Raw genomic sequence first — 12,679 nt, 5'->3', positions numbered from 1 at the left:
AAACGTCGTCCGTCGGCTACTGGAACCTGACGCCCAGGTCGTGCATTCCGTCGTTGTTCATCGCGAGGTTGATCAAAAGCGGCGTCACGCTTTCGACCAGCGCGCTCGTCGCCAGGGGCCCCCCGTCGAGCGCCCGGATCCCGACTATCTCTTCCGCGAGATGGGTCACGGTCTGTTTCGCTTCGTCGTCGTCGCCGGTGACGACGATGTCCGCCGAAAGGTCACCGTCGAGGTTCGTCAACGCGCCGGCTGCGACGTTCTGGAACGCGCCGACGACGGGGATCTGTTCCGGGGCGACTGCAGCGATCTCTTCGGCGACCGAGCCGAGTTCGGGTTGATCGTAGTGGAACCCCGCACCGTCACGGTTCATCCGGACTGCGGGGCTGACGAGGACGGCGTCGTCGTCGAGCGCGTCGGTGACGGCGCCGACGGTATCGGTCGCGTATTCGGGGGGAACGCTCACGACGACGACGTCGGCCCCCTCGGTTGCAGCCGCGTTCCGTGTCCCCTCGATGTCGTAGCTTTTGTCCCGTTCGTCGAGGGTTTCGCGGTAGTCCTCGGCCCGTTGTTGTGCTTTCTCCTCGTTCCGTGACCCGATGACGATGGTGTGGTCCGTGTCGTGTGCCCATCGCAGTGCGAGTCCCTCACCGATGTCTCCAGTACCGCCTAGTAGCGCGATCCGCATGGGACATAGATGATGCGCCGTTATCAAAGAGGTTACGCATGACCGTTAACGTGTCCGGAGCCACTGGGAACTCACCCTCAGTTATATGTGTTCCTGTCTCTAACTCACCTTTACATTCAGGAGGTACACACAGTGAATACCGAACTTACAATCAACGGCGAATCTACAACCCTTTCAGCCCCTCGCGACGCAGATCTGGCCACCGCGTTACGACACAACGGATACACCGGAGTCAAGTGTGGGTGTGACGGCGGAGAGTGTGGGGCATCGAAGGTACTGATCGACGGGCAGGCGAAGATGGCCTGCGGCACGACCGTCGAGGAGGTCGACGGGGGAGAAATCGTGACTATTGAAGGGCTCGGAACCCAGCGGGATCTCCACCCGATTCAACAGGCGTTCGTGGACCACTTCGCGGTCCAGTGTGGGTTCTGTACGCCCGGGATGATCATCCAGGCGGTCGAACTGCTCGAGGAGGAACCCTCGCCCACCGAAGAGCAGATACGTGAAGCGCTTTCGGACAACTATTGTCGCTGTACGGGATACCAGAAGCCGGTCGAGGCCATCCAGGACGCCGCCGAACGGCTACAGGACGATCCGACCGTCGTGGCGGACGGCGGTGTGGCCGAGACGAACGACGAACCGTCCCGAACGGGAACCGAACACACGACCGGAGAGTGAGACCCATGGATGACAACGATACAGTGTCCGACGGCGGTACAGCAGAGGAAGTGACCGCAGAAGAGCCGTTGCTGGAGTGGGACGAATCGGAGAACAACCGCAAAGACCCGGAGGAACGACTGAGCGTTTCGCGGTCGCCGCCGAAGTACGACGATCCCAAACTCGTCACGGGCGACGCGAAGTTTACCGCAGACTATGCAGAGCAGTTCCCCGACCTGGCGCACGCGGCGGTCGTCCGAAGCGAGATCCCTCACGGCAAGGTGACGGAGATACACACCGAGGAGGCCGAGGAGATGGACGGGGTCCTCGCCGTGCTCACCCCGTGGTCCGAGGAGGTCCCCGACAACAAGTACACCAGCGCGGGACAGTCGTATCCGGAGCCGAGTCCGTGGGACATGAACGTGCTCAACGAGACCGTCCGGTACGTGGGCGATCCGATCGTGGCTATCGCGGCCGAAAGCCAGGAAACCGCCGATAGCGCGGCGGAAACGGTCGACATCGAGTACGAGGAGTACGACTACGTGCTCGATCCGGAGGAGGCGTTCGATCCCGATGCCCCGCAACTGTTCGACGACGACGAGGTCGAAAACAAGATCGTCGGACACGACTACGAGCGGAACCGGATGTCGCACATCGAGGGCGAACTCGGGGACGCCCGCGAGCAGTTCGAGCGTGACGACGTCCACGTCCACGAAACCGAGTGGGAATCGAGCCCGCAGGTCCACGCTCAACTGGAGAAACACACGTCCCTGGTGTACACCGACGAGGACGACCGCATCGTGGTCATCACGAGCACCCAGGTGCCGAACCACACGCGCCGGCAGCTCGCGCACCTCTTCGACGTTCCCATCCGGGACATCCGGGTCAAGAAGCCGCGCGTCGGCGGTGGATTCGGCGGCAAACAGGCCATGGTCATCGAGCCGATTCCGATGACGCTATCGCTCGCGATCGGCCGGCCCGTCATGTACGAGGCGAGTCGGAAAGAGGAGTTCCACGCCATGCGGCGGCGCCATCCAATGCGACTCCGGACCCGGACCGCGGTTACCGACGACGGCGACATCGAGGCGATCGAACTGTACGCGCTCTCGAACACCGGGGCGTACGGGAGCCACGGGATGACTGTCGCCGGCAACGTCGGCGCAAAGCCCCTGCCGATGTACTCGAAGGTTCCCAACGTGCGGTTCGTTGCGGACATCGTTCACACGAATACCCCGCAGACGGGCGCGATGCGCGGGTACGGCGCCCCGCAGGGAACCCTGGCAGTCGAGGGGCACCTCGACGAAGTCGCGAGGGATCTCGGGTTCGACCCGATCGCGTTCCGACAGAAACACTACATGGAGGTCGGAGACGTCGACGAGATCGCCGGAGCCATGGGCGGGGAAGGCGCCGATCGGATAATCCGCTCGTGTGGGCTGGACGAATGTATCGAGCGCGGCATGGAGGCGATCGGGTGGGGCGAGTACGATGAGCCCGACGAGCCACACCTCCATCGAGGCCAGGGTGTCGCGCTGTCGGCCCAGGGCACCGGTGTGGCGGGCGACGAACTCGGGGCGGCCCAGATCATGATGAACGAAGACGGGTCGTTCCACCTGCACGTCGGTGGCGTCGACATCGGAACCGGAGCAGACACCGCGATGATTCAGATCGCGGCGGAGGTGCTCGGCTGCCCCGAAGACGACATCGTCATCAAGGCAGCCGACACCGACGTCACCCCGTTCGATTACGGCGCGTACGCCTCGTCGACGACCTACATCAGCGGCATGGCGGTGAAGAAGGCCGCGGAGGATGCCAAAGAGCGGATCCTCGAGTGGGCGGGCAAACTCCTCGACGAGCCGGTGGAGAACCTCGAAACCGCCGACAGCGAGGTGTACAGCGAGGAGACCGGCGGGTCGCTGCCCCTGGAGGAAGTCGGCTTCGAGGCGGCGTACGGCGACGACGAGCGCGAACACATTCTCGGGAAGGGAAGCCACTGCACCGAGGAGAGCCCGCCACCGTTCGCCGCACAGTTCGTCGACGTCACCGTCGACGAGCGCACGGGCGAATTCGAAGTGAACGACCTCGCCGTCGCGGTCGACTGTGGCGTCGCGATCAACCCCGGCATGGCGGAGGGGCAAATCGAGGGCGCCAATCACATGAGCTACGAGATGGCGGTCGGTGAAGGGGTCACTTTCGACGAGAACGGGCGCCCGGAAGTCACTGCCTACAGCGAGTACGACATCCCGTCGGCCAGCGAAACGCCGTCGATCGAGGCGATCCTGGTCGAGACCCACGAACCGACCGGTCCGTTCGGCGCGAAGTCGGTCGCGGAGGTCCCGACGAACACCGTCCCCCCTGCGCTGTCGAACGCGATCAGGGACGCCGTCGGAGTCCGGATCTCGGAGATGCCGATCACCGCAGAGAAGATCAAGGCCGGCCTCGACGGATCCGAACGCTCCGACTGAGATCGCACCCGGCGTTTTTGGGTCTTGTTTTCCACCGTCGATCTCCCCGGAGGCAAATTATATGTGCGCGGTTGTTCCAGCATTTACTATGCTGGATACCAGCGCCTACAGGTGCTGCGGCGAAACGGCAGGTGGTCGTCATGGGTGACACCGTCGACCTCCTCATACGGGGCAGGCTCGTCAACGTGACCGCGGGAACGCTCGACGACGGTGCGGTTGCGGTCGACGACGGGGAGATCGTTGCGCTCGAAGAACGTCCGGCAGAGCGCGAGATAGAGACGGCGTACGTGGCGCCAGGGCTGATCGACGCACACATGCACGTCGAATCGTCGATGGTGACGCTCCCTCGATACGGTGCCGCTGTCGTTCCACGCGGCGTGACGAGCGTGATCCACGATCCCCACGAGATAGCAAACGTCCTCGGGGCCGACGGGGTTCGGGCACTGCTTTCCGACGCGGAACACACTCCGCTCAAAGCACGGTTTACAGTTCCGTCGTCGGTGCCGGCGTCCCACCTCCAGGACGCGGGTGCGGCAGTCGGCCCGGAGGAGGTCGCAGCCCTGCTGGACGAACCGAAAACGGTCGCGCTCGGGGAAGTCATGAACGTTCCCGGCGTGCTCGCCGGTGACGAAACTGTCATGCGGAAGATCAGGGCGGCCCGCGAGCGGGATATGACCGTGGACGGCCACGCCCCGCGTGTCACGGGAAGCGACCTCCAGGAAGTCGCGCGGCATCTCGACAACGACCACGAGAGCATCGCGATCGAGGAGGCCCGCGAGAAGGTCAAAGCCGGGCTTCGGGTGTACCTCAGGGAGGGATCGGCCAGCAGAAACCTCAAGGACCTCGTCGGGCTGGTCGAGGAAGTCGACACGAGGCGGCTCTCGCTTTGTACCGACGACAGGGACGTCGTCGACCTGGTCGAAAAGGGGGGGATCGACTTCGTCGTCGAGAAGGCGATGTCGCTGGGCGTCGACCCCGTCGAGGCCGTCCAGATGGCGACGATAAACACCGCCGAGAGTTACGATCTACCGTTCGGCCGGATCACCCCCGGAGTTCCCGCTGACCTGGTACTGTTGTCCGATCTGGAAGACTGGGATGTCGACCACGTCGTCATCGACGGCGAGGTCATTCCCACGGAGGGTGCCGACGAGCCCCCCGCTTCGGAGATCGAAACCGACACCGTTCGATTCGATCCACTCGAGCCTGCAGACCTCGCGATCGAACACGCCGGCTCCGGGCCGGTCACGGTTCGCGTCGTCGACGCGGTCGGCGGGCTACAGACTGCCCGTATGGAAACGACCGTCCCGGTCGAAACCACGTCACCCCCTGAGGGCCTCGACGGCGCACTGGTGGCCGATACCGACGCGGACGTCATCCCGCTTGCCGTCATCGAGCGTCACGGCAACCAGGGAGAGATCGGCCGCGGGTTCGTCCACCGGCTGGGGATCGAACGCGGGGCCGTGGGTTCGACCGTCGCCCACGACGCGCACAACTGTATCGTCGCCGGAGCTTCTCACGAGGCCATGACGCGGGTGGCGAATCATCTCCGAAGCATCGATGGGGGAATCGCGGCCTACGACCCGACCACGGACGAAGTGACCTCGCTCGCACTTCCGGTCGCCGGGTTGATGTCGGACCAACAGTTGACAGCGGTGAAGGACGTCTTCGAATCCGTCGAATCAGCCGCCCGAGACATTGGATTGACACACGAGGGGGGACTGATGGAGCTGTCGTTCCTGGCGCTGGAAGTCATCCCGGAATACCGGTTGACGAACAGGGGGCTTGTCGACGTCGGCTCCTTCGATCACGTCGATGTCGTCGTCGGCGACCAGCGAGTGTGACGGATTTTAATTGTGAGATATTCTCGCAAGGGATTTTTAAGCTCTCGCTTCGAACCGGGAGGCATAACGGTCGCGGATGCGATCCGGGTGATCCAATTGCAAGTCACGCTCGAAATCAACGGAGCCGAACACACGCTCCAGGCATCGAAAACGGATAGTTTATTGGACGTCCTCCGAGAAAGCGGCTACACCGGGGCAAAGCGGGGGTGTGACACCGGTGCCTGTGGGTTCTGTACGGTTCTCGTGGACGGCGAACCCGAAACGTCGTGTGTCGTGCCGGCGGCGAAGGCCGACGGGTCGTCGGTCCGAACCATCGAGGGACTGGGCGATCAGGACGATCTCCATCCGGTACAGCAGGCGTTCGTCGACAACAGCGCGCTCCAGTGCGGCTTTTGCATCCCGGGCATGGTAATGCGGTCGACGGCGTTGCTCGAGGAAAACCCCGACCCGACGGAAGCGGAGGTTCGCGAGGCGCTCTCGGAGAACCTCTGTCGGTGTACCGGCTACAAGAAGATCGTCGAGGCGGTGCTGGACGCCGCAGACCGCATGGGAGCGGAATCGAAGATCGTCGCCGACGGCGGCGGAGGTGAGAACCGATGAGCAAGCCCGACGAGCCGACCCACGAGAGCGACGCGTCGGACGACGAGCAACACCCCCTCGAGTGGGACGAGCCAGAGAACAACCGAACGGATCCCGAAGAACGCGACGCGATCACGAACGACGAGGAGAAAAGCGACGCACGGAAGATCGTCACCGGCGAGGCGCGGTACACCGGCGACTTCCGCGACCGGTTCCCCGAACTCGCGGAGGCGACGATCGTCAGGAGCGACGTCGCCCACGGGTACGTCACGGACGTCGACACAAGCGAGGCCGAAGCGATGGACGGCGTCTACGCGGTCCTCACGCCGTTCGACGAGGAGGTACCGGACACGCTGTATTCCAGTTCGGGACAGTCGTACCCCGAACCGAGCCCCTGGGACATGCGGGTGCTCCGGAAGCACGTCCGGTTCGTCGGCGACCCGGTCGCAGCGGTGGCCGCCGAGGACACGGAGACGGCAGATCGGGCGGCCCGCAAGATCGACGTCGAGTACGAGGAACTCGATTACGTTCTCGACGTGGAGGAGGCGACGGAGCCGGACGCGCCTCGGTTGTTCGAGGACGACGAGGTCGAAAACCAGCAGTCGGGTGCCGACTACGAGCGAAACCTGGAGTCGCACTTCGAGGGAGAGATCGGCGACGTCGACGCAGCCATCACCGAAGCAGACGAGGAGTACACCCTCGAGACAGTAGCCGAGACGCCCTACCAGTCACACTGCGTCCCCGAACCGCACACGACGATCGCGTACACGGACGAGGACGGTCGGTACACGTTCATCACGGCAACCCAGGTTCCGAACCATACGCGGCGGCAACTGTCACACGTGTTCGACATCCCGATCCGCGATATTCGGGTCATCAAACCCCGGATCGGCGCGGGTTTCGGCGCGAAACAGGAGATGGTGCTCGAGCCGATAGCGCTGGCACTGCACCGGAAGGCCGGCGTTCCGGTCGCAGTCGAGGTAACCCGGCGGGAAGAGTTCTACGCGATGCGGTTCCGTCACCCGATGAAGCTCCGGGTGCGCTCGGCCGCAAACGAGGGGGGCGAGCTCGAAGCCGTCGAACTCGACATTACGTCGAACGCCGGCGCGTACGGCACCCACGGGATGACAGTCGCCGGCGTCGCGGGGACGAAGTCGATGCCCGTGTACGCCGGAACGCCGAACGTTCGGTTCGTCGGTGACGTGGTCCACACGAACCTGCCGATGGGAGCTGCGATGCGTGGCTACGGTGCGCCCCAGGGTCACTTCGCGCTGGAGACACACATCGACGAACTCGCGCGAGAGATCGGCGATGACCCGATCGCGTTCCGGAAGCGGAACGCGGTCCGCGAGGGCGATCTCGACAAAATAGCAGCGATACTCGATGACAACGACCGCTTCGCCAGGCGCATTCGCTCCTGTGGGATCCGGGAGTGCATCGACCGGGGGATGGAAGCGATCGGCTGGGAGGACATCGAACAGCCTGCGGCCGAGCACCGCCACCGCGGTGTCGGGGTCGCCCTTGCCGCACAGGGCAGTGGGGTCGCGGGCAAAGAACTCGGCGCAGCGCAGATCCGGATGAACGAGGACGGGTCGTTCCACTTGGAGGTCGGCGGTGTCGACCTCGGCCAGGGGAACGACACCATGTTCGCCCAGATTACGTCAGAGGTGCTCGGCTGTCCCCCCGAGGACGTCGTGGTCACCTCTTCTGACACCGACCTCACGCCGTTCGACTACGGGTCGTACGCCTCCTCGACGACCTACATCAGCGGCCGCGCGGTCAAGGAGGCCGCCGAGGACGCCAGAGAACGGCTACTGTACTGGGGAGCAAAGCTGCTCGACGAGTCGCCGGAGAACCTCGAAACCGCCGACGGCGAGGTGTACAGCGAGGAAACCGGGGAGTCGGTCACGCTGGAGGAAATAGGCTACGAGGCGACCTACGGCGACGACGAGCGCGAACAGATCCTCGGAAAGGGACATCACTCGACCGACGAAAGCCCGCCGCCGTTCGCCGCGCAGTTCGTCGATGTCACCGTCGACGAGCGAACTGGCGAGTACGAGATCAACAAGCTGGTGTGTGCGGTCGACTGTGGTGTCGCCATCAACCCGCCACTGGCGGAAGGGCAGGTCGAAGGTGGCGAGCACATGAGCCTGGAGTTCGCAACAAGTGGTACGCTGGAGTTCGACGAGGATGGAAACCCCCAGACGCTGGGGTTCCGCCAGTACGGGATGCCCCGGACCACCGACCACCCGCCGATGGAGACGATCCTGGTCGAGACTCACGAGCCGACCGGCCCGTTCGGCGCCAAATCGATCGGCGAGATACCGACCAACGGGGTCGCGCCGGCGCTGTCGAACGCCATCCGTGACGCCGTCGGCGTGCGTCTCACGTCGCTTCCGATCGAACCCGAAGACGTGAAAGCGGCCCTCGAGGAGCGCGACGACTGATACTGCCGGCGGTTCGGCGAACGATTCTTAACCGGGGCAACTAATATCCCGTTATGTCACACGTAGGTATCGTGCTTACAGGGGGACCGTTCGACAGCCAGCGGTGGAGAACGGCCTACGAACTGGGCCGGGCGGCGCTTTCGGACGATCACGACGTGACTTTTTTTCACTACCTCGACGGGATCTACGTCCCGATCGACGGCCAGGAGTTTCCGGACGGCTCGACGGAGGGGCTCTACGGCGACATGCCGACGGAGAAGTTCCAGGAACTGATCGAGGCCGGCGCCGAGGTGATCTGCTGTGGGCTCTGTATCGACGCCCGTGGTATCGATCCCGACACGGCCTATCCCGAAGGGATCGAGGTCGGACTGCTGTCGGATCTGGCCGATCTGCTCGGGGAGGCAGACAGGGTGATCTCGCTTTGAAGCGCACGGTTGTCGTCGCGTTGACGCGGGCACCGTACGGGCGCGTTCACGTGCCGGAGGGGATCCGGGCAGCCTACGGCGTCGCTTCCGGATTCGACCGGCACGACGTGACCGTCCTGTTCACCGAGGACAGCGTCTACGCCGCAAGAGAAGCCGCCGACAGGGACGCGCTGGACATGGACGGCCATGTCGCCGGACTCGTCGAACAGGACGGCAACCTTGCGGTGGATGCCGGGGCGCTCGACAGCAGGGGGATCGACGCCGAGGACGTCGACGACGACATCGACGTTCTCACGGAGGATCGGGTTGCCGAACTGTTCGAAAAAGCGGACCACGTGCTCACGTTTTGATTCAACCAATGATTTACCTCGTCGACAAGCCGTCTGCGGAGGTTGCGTTCAGAACCGCCCAGGGGAACCAGGAGGTCACACTCGTCTTGATACAGGACGGCGTGTTGCTGGAACCGGGTGAATCCGTTCCGGCAGTTGATGTTCCGGTGTACGCCGTCGAACGGGACGTCGAAGTTCGCGGCGTCGACCTCCCGCCCGAGATCGAACCGATCACGTACGACAGATTGATGCGCCTCGTTATCGAAGATGGGGTGAAAAGTTTCGTATGAAGGTTTTCAACGACACCGTCGACCTCCTGGAGAACGGCGAGCAAGCGGCGATGATCACTGTCGTCGGGAAAGAGGGGAGCGCCCCCCGTGATGTCGGTGCCAGGATGGTCGTCACACCCGAAGACGAGTACGGGACGATCGGGGGAGGCACCGTCGAAGCGCTGGCGATCGAGGCCGCGCGGGACGTGCTGACCGGCAGGGAGGAGCCGGGCGTTCGGGAGTACGAACTCGACCCCGGCGGCAACACGGGCATGGTCTGTGGCGGTACGATGGACGTGTTCATCGACCGGATCCAGGGCCCATCGCGGCTTTACGTCGCTGGCGGCGGCCACATCGGCCAGGAGTTGGCGACGATGGGTGAGCAGCTCGGATACGACGTAACGGTCGTCGACGATCGCGAGGAGTATTCGGACCCAGCAGACTTCCCCGACAGCGTCGACGTCATTCGGGGGAACTACGGCGAGGTTTTGCGGGAACAGCCGATGGGAGCTGACGCCTCGGTGGCCGTCGCCACGCGGAGCGGCACCTTCGACGGGAGAGCAGCCGCCGCCGCCATCGATGGGGGCGCCGGCTACGTCGGAATCGTTGCCAGCGACCGGAAGGCCGAACGGATTATGGACTCCCTCCACGACGAGGGGTACGATCGATCCGACCTCGTTCGCGTCCGCTCACCGATCGGCCTGGATCTGGGTGGCGGCACGCCCGAGGACATCGCGCTTTCGATTCTCGCAGAGATAAACGTAGTCCGTCACGACGCATCGGCGGAACCCACCACTCGGCTGAACATCGACGACCTGGTCGTGATTCGTGGCGGCGGGGACCTCGGCAGCGGCGTTGCCTACCGGTTCCACCAGGCGGGGTATCCGGTCGTGGTCACGGAAGTTGCGAAGCCGACCGTGGTTCGCCGCGCCGTCGCGTTCGCCTCCGCGATGTACGAAGCGGACGTCGAAATCGAAGGGGTGGCTGCCCGGCGGGCCGGCGACGTCGAGGAAGCCCTCGCCGTGCTGGAAGAGGGGGACGTCCCCGTCCTGGAGGATCCCGACGCGAAACTGCTCGAGGAGTTCGACGCGAAGGTCCTCGTCGACGCGATCATGGCGAAGGGGAAGTACGACACTGGAACGCGACGCGGGGACGCAGACGTCGTGATCGGACTCGGCCCCGGGTTCGAGGCGGGGGATGACGTCGACGCCGTCGTCGAGACGGACAGGGGACACGAACTCGGTCGGGTCATCTACGAGGGGACCGCCAGCCCCTACGACGGGGAACCGGGCGAGCGACGAGGATACACCCACGAACGCGTGCTCCGTGCACCCACCGACGGGCGCTTCGAATCGGACGCCGAAATCGGCGACCTCGTCGAGGCGGACGACGTCGTCGGCACCGTCGGGGACGAACCCGTACGAACGGAGATCGACGGACTGATTCGCGGACTGGTCCACGACGGGGTCGTCCTCGAAGACGGGGAGAAGGCAGGGGACGTCGATCCGCGCGGCGAGGACGTCGATCCAGAGAAAATCTCCGACAAGGCGCTGTGTCTGGGTGGCGGAGCGCTCGAGGCCGCGCTTCGGCTCGGATGAACGGGTGACCGAGTGACCGAGTGACCGAGTGAACGCTATCGGGTGACTTCGGAAATCGACGGATCTGCGATGGAGGCGTTCTCCCCGTCGGTCACGCGCCCGATCGGATGGAAGAACACGTCCGCACGGGAGAGGGAGGCCTCCAGTTGTTCAGCCCGGTCGGCCGGGACTGAAACGAGGAGCCCCCCGCTGGTTTCCGCGCTTTCGCCCGATTCGAGGCCGTAGCCGAAGAGCCGGGAGAGTTCCAGGGTTCCCTCGATGACCGGGAACTCGGTGATCTCGATGCCGACCCCGGATCGCTCCGCGATGATTCGCGCCTGACCGAGCAGACCGAACCCCGTGACGTCGGTCGCCGTCGTTGCGTACTCGCGAACGATCCGGGCCCCCTCCCGGTTCGGCGACGTCATCCACTCTATCGCCTCCCGGCCGACGTCCTCGACCGGCCGCGGACAGGCGTTCTTGACGGTCGCTTCGAACTCCTCATCCCGGACGCGGAGACTCCCCATCGCCGGCTGGGTCCCCAGCGGTTTGGTGAGATAGAGCCTCTCGCCGGGCGAGGCACCGGATGCGGTGAGAAGGTCGTCCGGCGACGCCGTCGCCGTCACTGCCGCGCCCGCAAACGGCCACGGGTTCAGGGTCGTGTGACCCCCGGCGACGACGCCGTCCATCGCTTCGAACGCGTCGACGATCCCGGCGAGGATCTCCGCTGCGGTGTCGGTCAGTTCGCGGGGCAGCCCCATCGCTACCAGACCGGTGAGGTTGTCGACCGCCCCCGTGGCGAACGCGTCGCTCGCGGCGTTGCACGCCGCCACGCGTCCGAAGTCGTACGGGTCGTCGACGATCGGCGTGAAGAAGTCGATCGTCGTTACCATGGCCAGGTCCTCAGTTAGCTGCCGCGCCGCGGCGTCTTCGCCGACCCCGAACAGAAGATCGTCGTTCGGGTCGAACGGCCCCGTCTCCGCCAGCAGTGCGTCGAGATCGTCCTGACCGACCTTACAGGAACAGCCGTGTAGTTCGGCGTACTGGGTCAGTCGGGGGGAACCGTCACGGTCGTTGTCGTCGGAGCCGTCATCTCTCTTTTCTGATTGCATCAGTCACGCCTCCGGGATCGACGCGTCGTCGGTCGCCCTGATCTTGAGTTCGAACGTGTCGTCGGAACCGTCAGCGGATTCGACCTCGAAGCCGTGTCTCGTGCAGGCTCGGCGCAGGTTGTCCTCGGCGGGCGGGTAATCACCTTCGACGAGCAGCTCGTCGCCGGTCTCCATCGAGGCCAACTCCTCCCGAACGATGAGCGCCGGCCTCGGACAGATCTCTCCCGTTACGTCCACGCGTTTCATGTCCCGAGGTAGGCCGAGCGGAACTATAATGCTGTTGTCCCGATCGATCC

The 12,679-nt window shown here is 64.6% G+C and carries 12 protein-coding genes; 9 read left to right on the top strand and 3 right to left on the bottom strand.

The features are described from left to right. Positions 1 to 16: 16 nt before the first annotated feature. Positions 17 to 685: an NADPH-dependent F420 reductase gene (gene npdG, locus AArcSl_RS12620; protein ID WP_119819851.1), complete on the bottom strand. Its 669-nt coding sequence runs from the start codon at positions 683 to 685 to the stop codon at positions 17 to 19. Positions 686 to 817: 132 nt separating this feature from the next. On the opposite strand from npdG, the gene AArcSl_RS12615 reads away from it, so the two are divergent. From AArcSl_RS12615 to yqeB, 9 genes are all read left to right on the top strand, one after another. Next, positions 818 to 1,363, top strand: a complete 546-nt coding sequence (locus tag AArcSl_RS12615) for a (2Fe-2S)-binding protein (protein WP_119819848.1) — start codon at positions 818 to 820, stop codon at positions 1,361 to 1,363. 5 nt (positions 1,364 to 1,368) lie between these two features. Further along, the gene (locus AArcSl_RS12610) at positions 1,369 to 3,804 is read left to right on the top strand and encodes a xanthine dehydrogenase family protein molybdopterin-binding subunit (protein WP_119819845.1); all 2,436 of its coding nucleotides are present in this window, start codon (positions 1,369 to 1,371) and stop codon (positions 3,802 to 3,804) included. 140 nt (positions 3,805 to 3,944) lie between these two features. After that, positions 3,945 to 5,645 (top strand): adenine deaminase, encoded by a 1,701-nt coding sequence (gene ade, locus AArcSl_RS12605; RefSeq protein ID WP_119819843.1) that lies wholly within the window; start codon positions 3,945 to 3,947, stop codon positions 5,643 to 5,645. Positions 5,646 to 5,741: 96 nt separating this feature from the next. After that, positions 5,742 to 6,245 carry a (2Fe-2S)-binding protein gene (locus AArcSl_RS12600; protein WP_119821978.1) on the top strand — a complete coding sequence of 168 codons (504 nt, stop codon included), beginning with the start codon at positions 5,742 to 5,744 and terminating at the stop codon, positions 6,243 to 6,245. Further along, entirely contained in the window at positions 6,242 to 8,671 is a 2,430-nt protein-coding gene (locus tag AArcSl_RS12595) for a xanthine dehydrogenase family protein molybdopterin-binding subunit (protein WP_119819840.1), read from the top strand. Before AArcSl_RS12600 ends, AArcSl_RS12595 begins: the two co-directional genes overlap by 4 nt. A 53-nt stretch (positions 8,672 to 8,724) precedes the next feature. Then, entirely contained in the window at positions 8,725 to 9,096 is a 372-nt protein-coding gene (locus AArcSl_RS12590; protein WP_119819838.1) for a DsrE/DsrF/TusD sulfur relay family protein, read from the top strand. Continuing rightward, on the top strand, positions 9,093 to 9,446 hold the full coding sequence (locus tag AArcSl_RS12585; RefSeq protein WP_119819835.1) for a DsrE family protein: 354 nt from the start codon (positions 9,093 to 9,095) through the stop codon (positions 9,444 to 9,446). The genes AArcSl_RS12590 and AArcSl_RS12585 overlap by 4 nt, the downstream gene beginning before the upstream one ends. Positions 9,447 to 9,454: 8 nt before the next feature. After that, positions 9,455 to 9,715: a DsrH/TusB family sulfur metabolism protein gene (locus AArcSl_RS12580; protein ID WP_119819832.1), complete on the top strand. Its 261-nt coding sequence runs from the start codon at positions 9,455 to 9,457 to the stop codon at positions 9,713 to 9,715. After that, positions 9,712 to 11,292 carry a selenium-dependent molybdenum cofactor biosynthesis protein YqeB gene (gene yqeB / locus AArcSl_RS12575; RefSeq protein WP_119819829.1) on the top strand — a complete coding sequence of 527 codons (1,581 nt, stop codon included), beginning with the start codon at positions 9,712 to 9,714 and terminating at the stop codon, positions 11,290 to 11,292. Before AArcSl_RS12580 ends, yqeB begins: the two co-directional genes overlap by 4 nt. Positions 11,293 to 11,327: 35 nt before the next feature. Here the strand turns inward: yqeB and selD are convergent, their stop codons facing one another. Together selD and AArcSl_RS12565 are read right to left on the bottom strand one after the other, a co-directional pair. After that, a complete protein-coding gene (gene selD / locus AArcSl_RS12570; RefSeq protein ID WP_119819826.1) occupies positions 11,328 to 12,383 on the bottom strand; it encodes a selenide, water dikinase SelD in 1,056 nt (351 codons plus the stop codon). 3 nt (positions 12,384 to 12,386) lie between these two features. After that, entirely contained in the window at positions 12,387 to 12,629 is a 243-nt protein-coding gene (locus AArcSl_RS12565; protein ID WP_119819824.1) for a sulfurtransferase TusA family protein, read from the bottom strand. Positions 12,630 to 12,679 lie beyond the last annotated feature (50 nt).

Source organism: Halalkaliarchaeum desulfuricum (assembly GCF_002952775.1).
Lineage (GTDB): Archaea > Halobacteriota > Halobacteria > Halobacteriales > Haloferacaceae > Halalkaliarchaeum > Halalkaliarchaeum desulfuricum.
Note: the sequence above shows the minus strand (reverse complement) of the source record. Positions and strands in the feature narration are given on the sequence as shown.

Excerpts from the sequence above, each read along its gene's own strand:
- AArcSl_RS12595 (WP_119819840.1), top strand. The coding sequence starts at position 6,242 with ATGAGCAAGCCCGACGAGCCGACCCACGAGAGCGACGCGTCGGACGAC.
- AArcSl_RS12580 (WP_119819832.1), top strand. The coding sequence starts at position 9,455 with ATGATTTACCTCGTCGACAAGCCGTCTGCGGAGGTTGCGTTCAGAACC.
- AArcSl_RS12565 (WP_119819824.1), bottom strand. The coding sequence starts at position 12,629 with ATGAAACGCGTGGACGTAACGGGAGAGATCTGTCCGAGGCCGGCGCTC.
- ade (WP_119819843.1), top strand. The coding sequence starts at position 3,945 with ATGGGTGACACCGTCGACCTCCTCATACGGGGCAGGCTCGTCAACGTG.
- yqeB (WP_119819829.1), top strand. The coding sequence starts at position 9,712 with ATGAAGGTTTTCAACGACACCGTCGACCTCCTGGAGAACGGCGAGCAA.
- AArcSl_RS12590 (WP_119819838.1), top strand. The coding sequence starts at position 8,725 with ATGTCACACGTAGGTATCGTGCTTACAGGGGGACCGTTCGACAGCCAG.
- AArcSl_RS12610 (WP_119819845.1), top strand. The coding sequence starts at position 1,369 with ATGGATGACAACGATACAGTGTCCGACGGCGGTACAGCAGAGGAAGTG.
- npdG (WP_119819851.1), bottom strand. The coding sequence starts at position 685 with ATGCGGATCGCGCTACTAGGCGGTACTGGAGACATCGGTGAGGGACTC.
- selD (WP_119819826.1), bottom strand. The coding sequence starts at position 12,383 with ATGCAATCAGAAAAGAGAGATGACGGCTCCGACGACAACGACCGTGAC.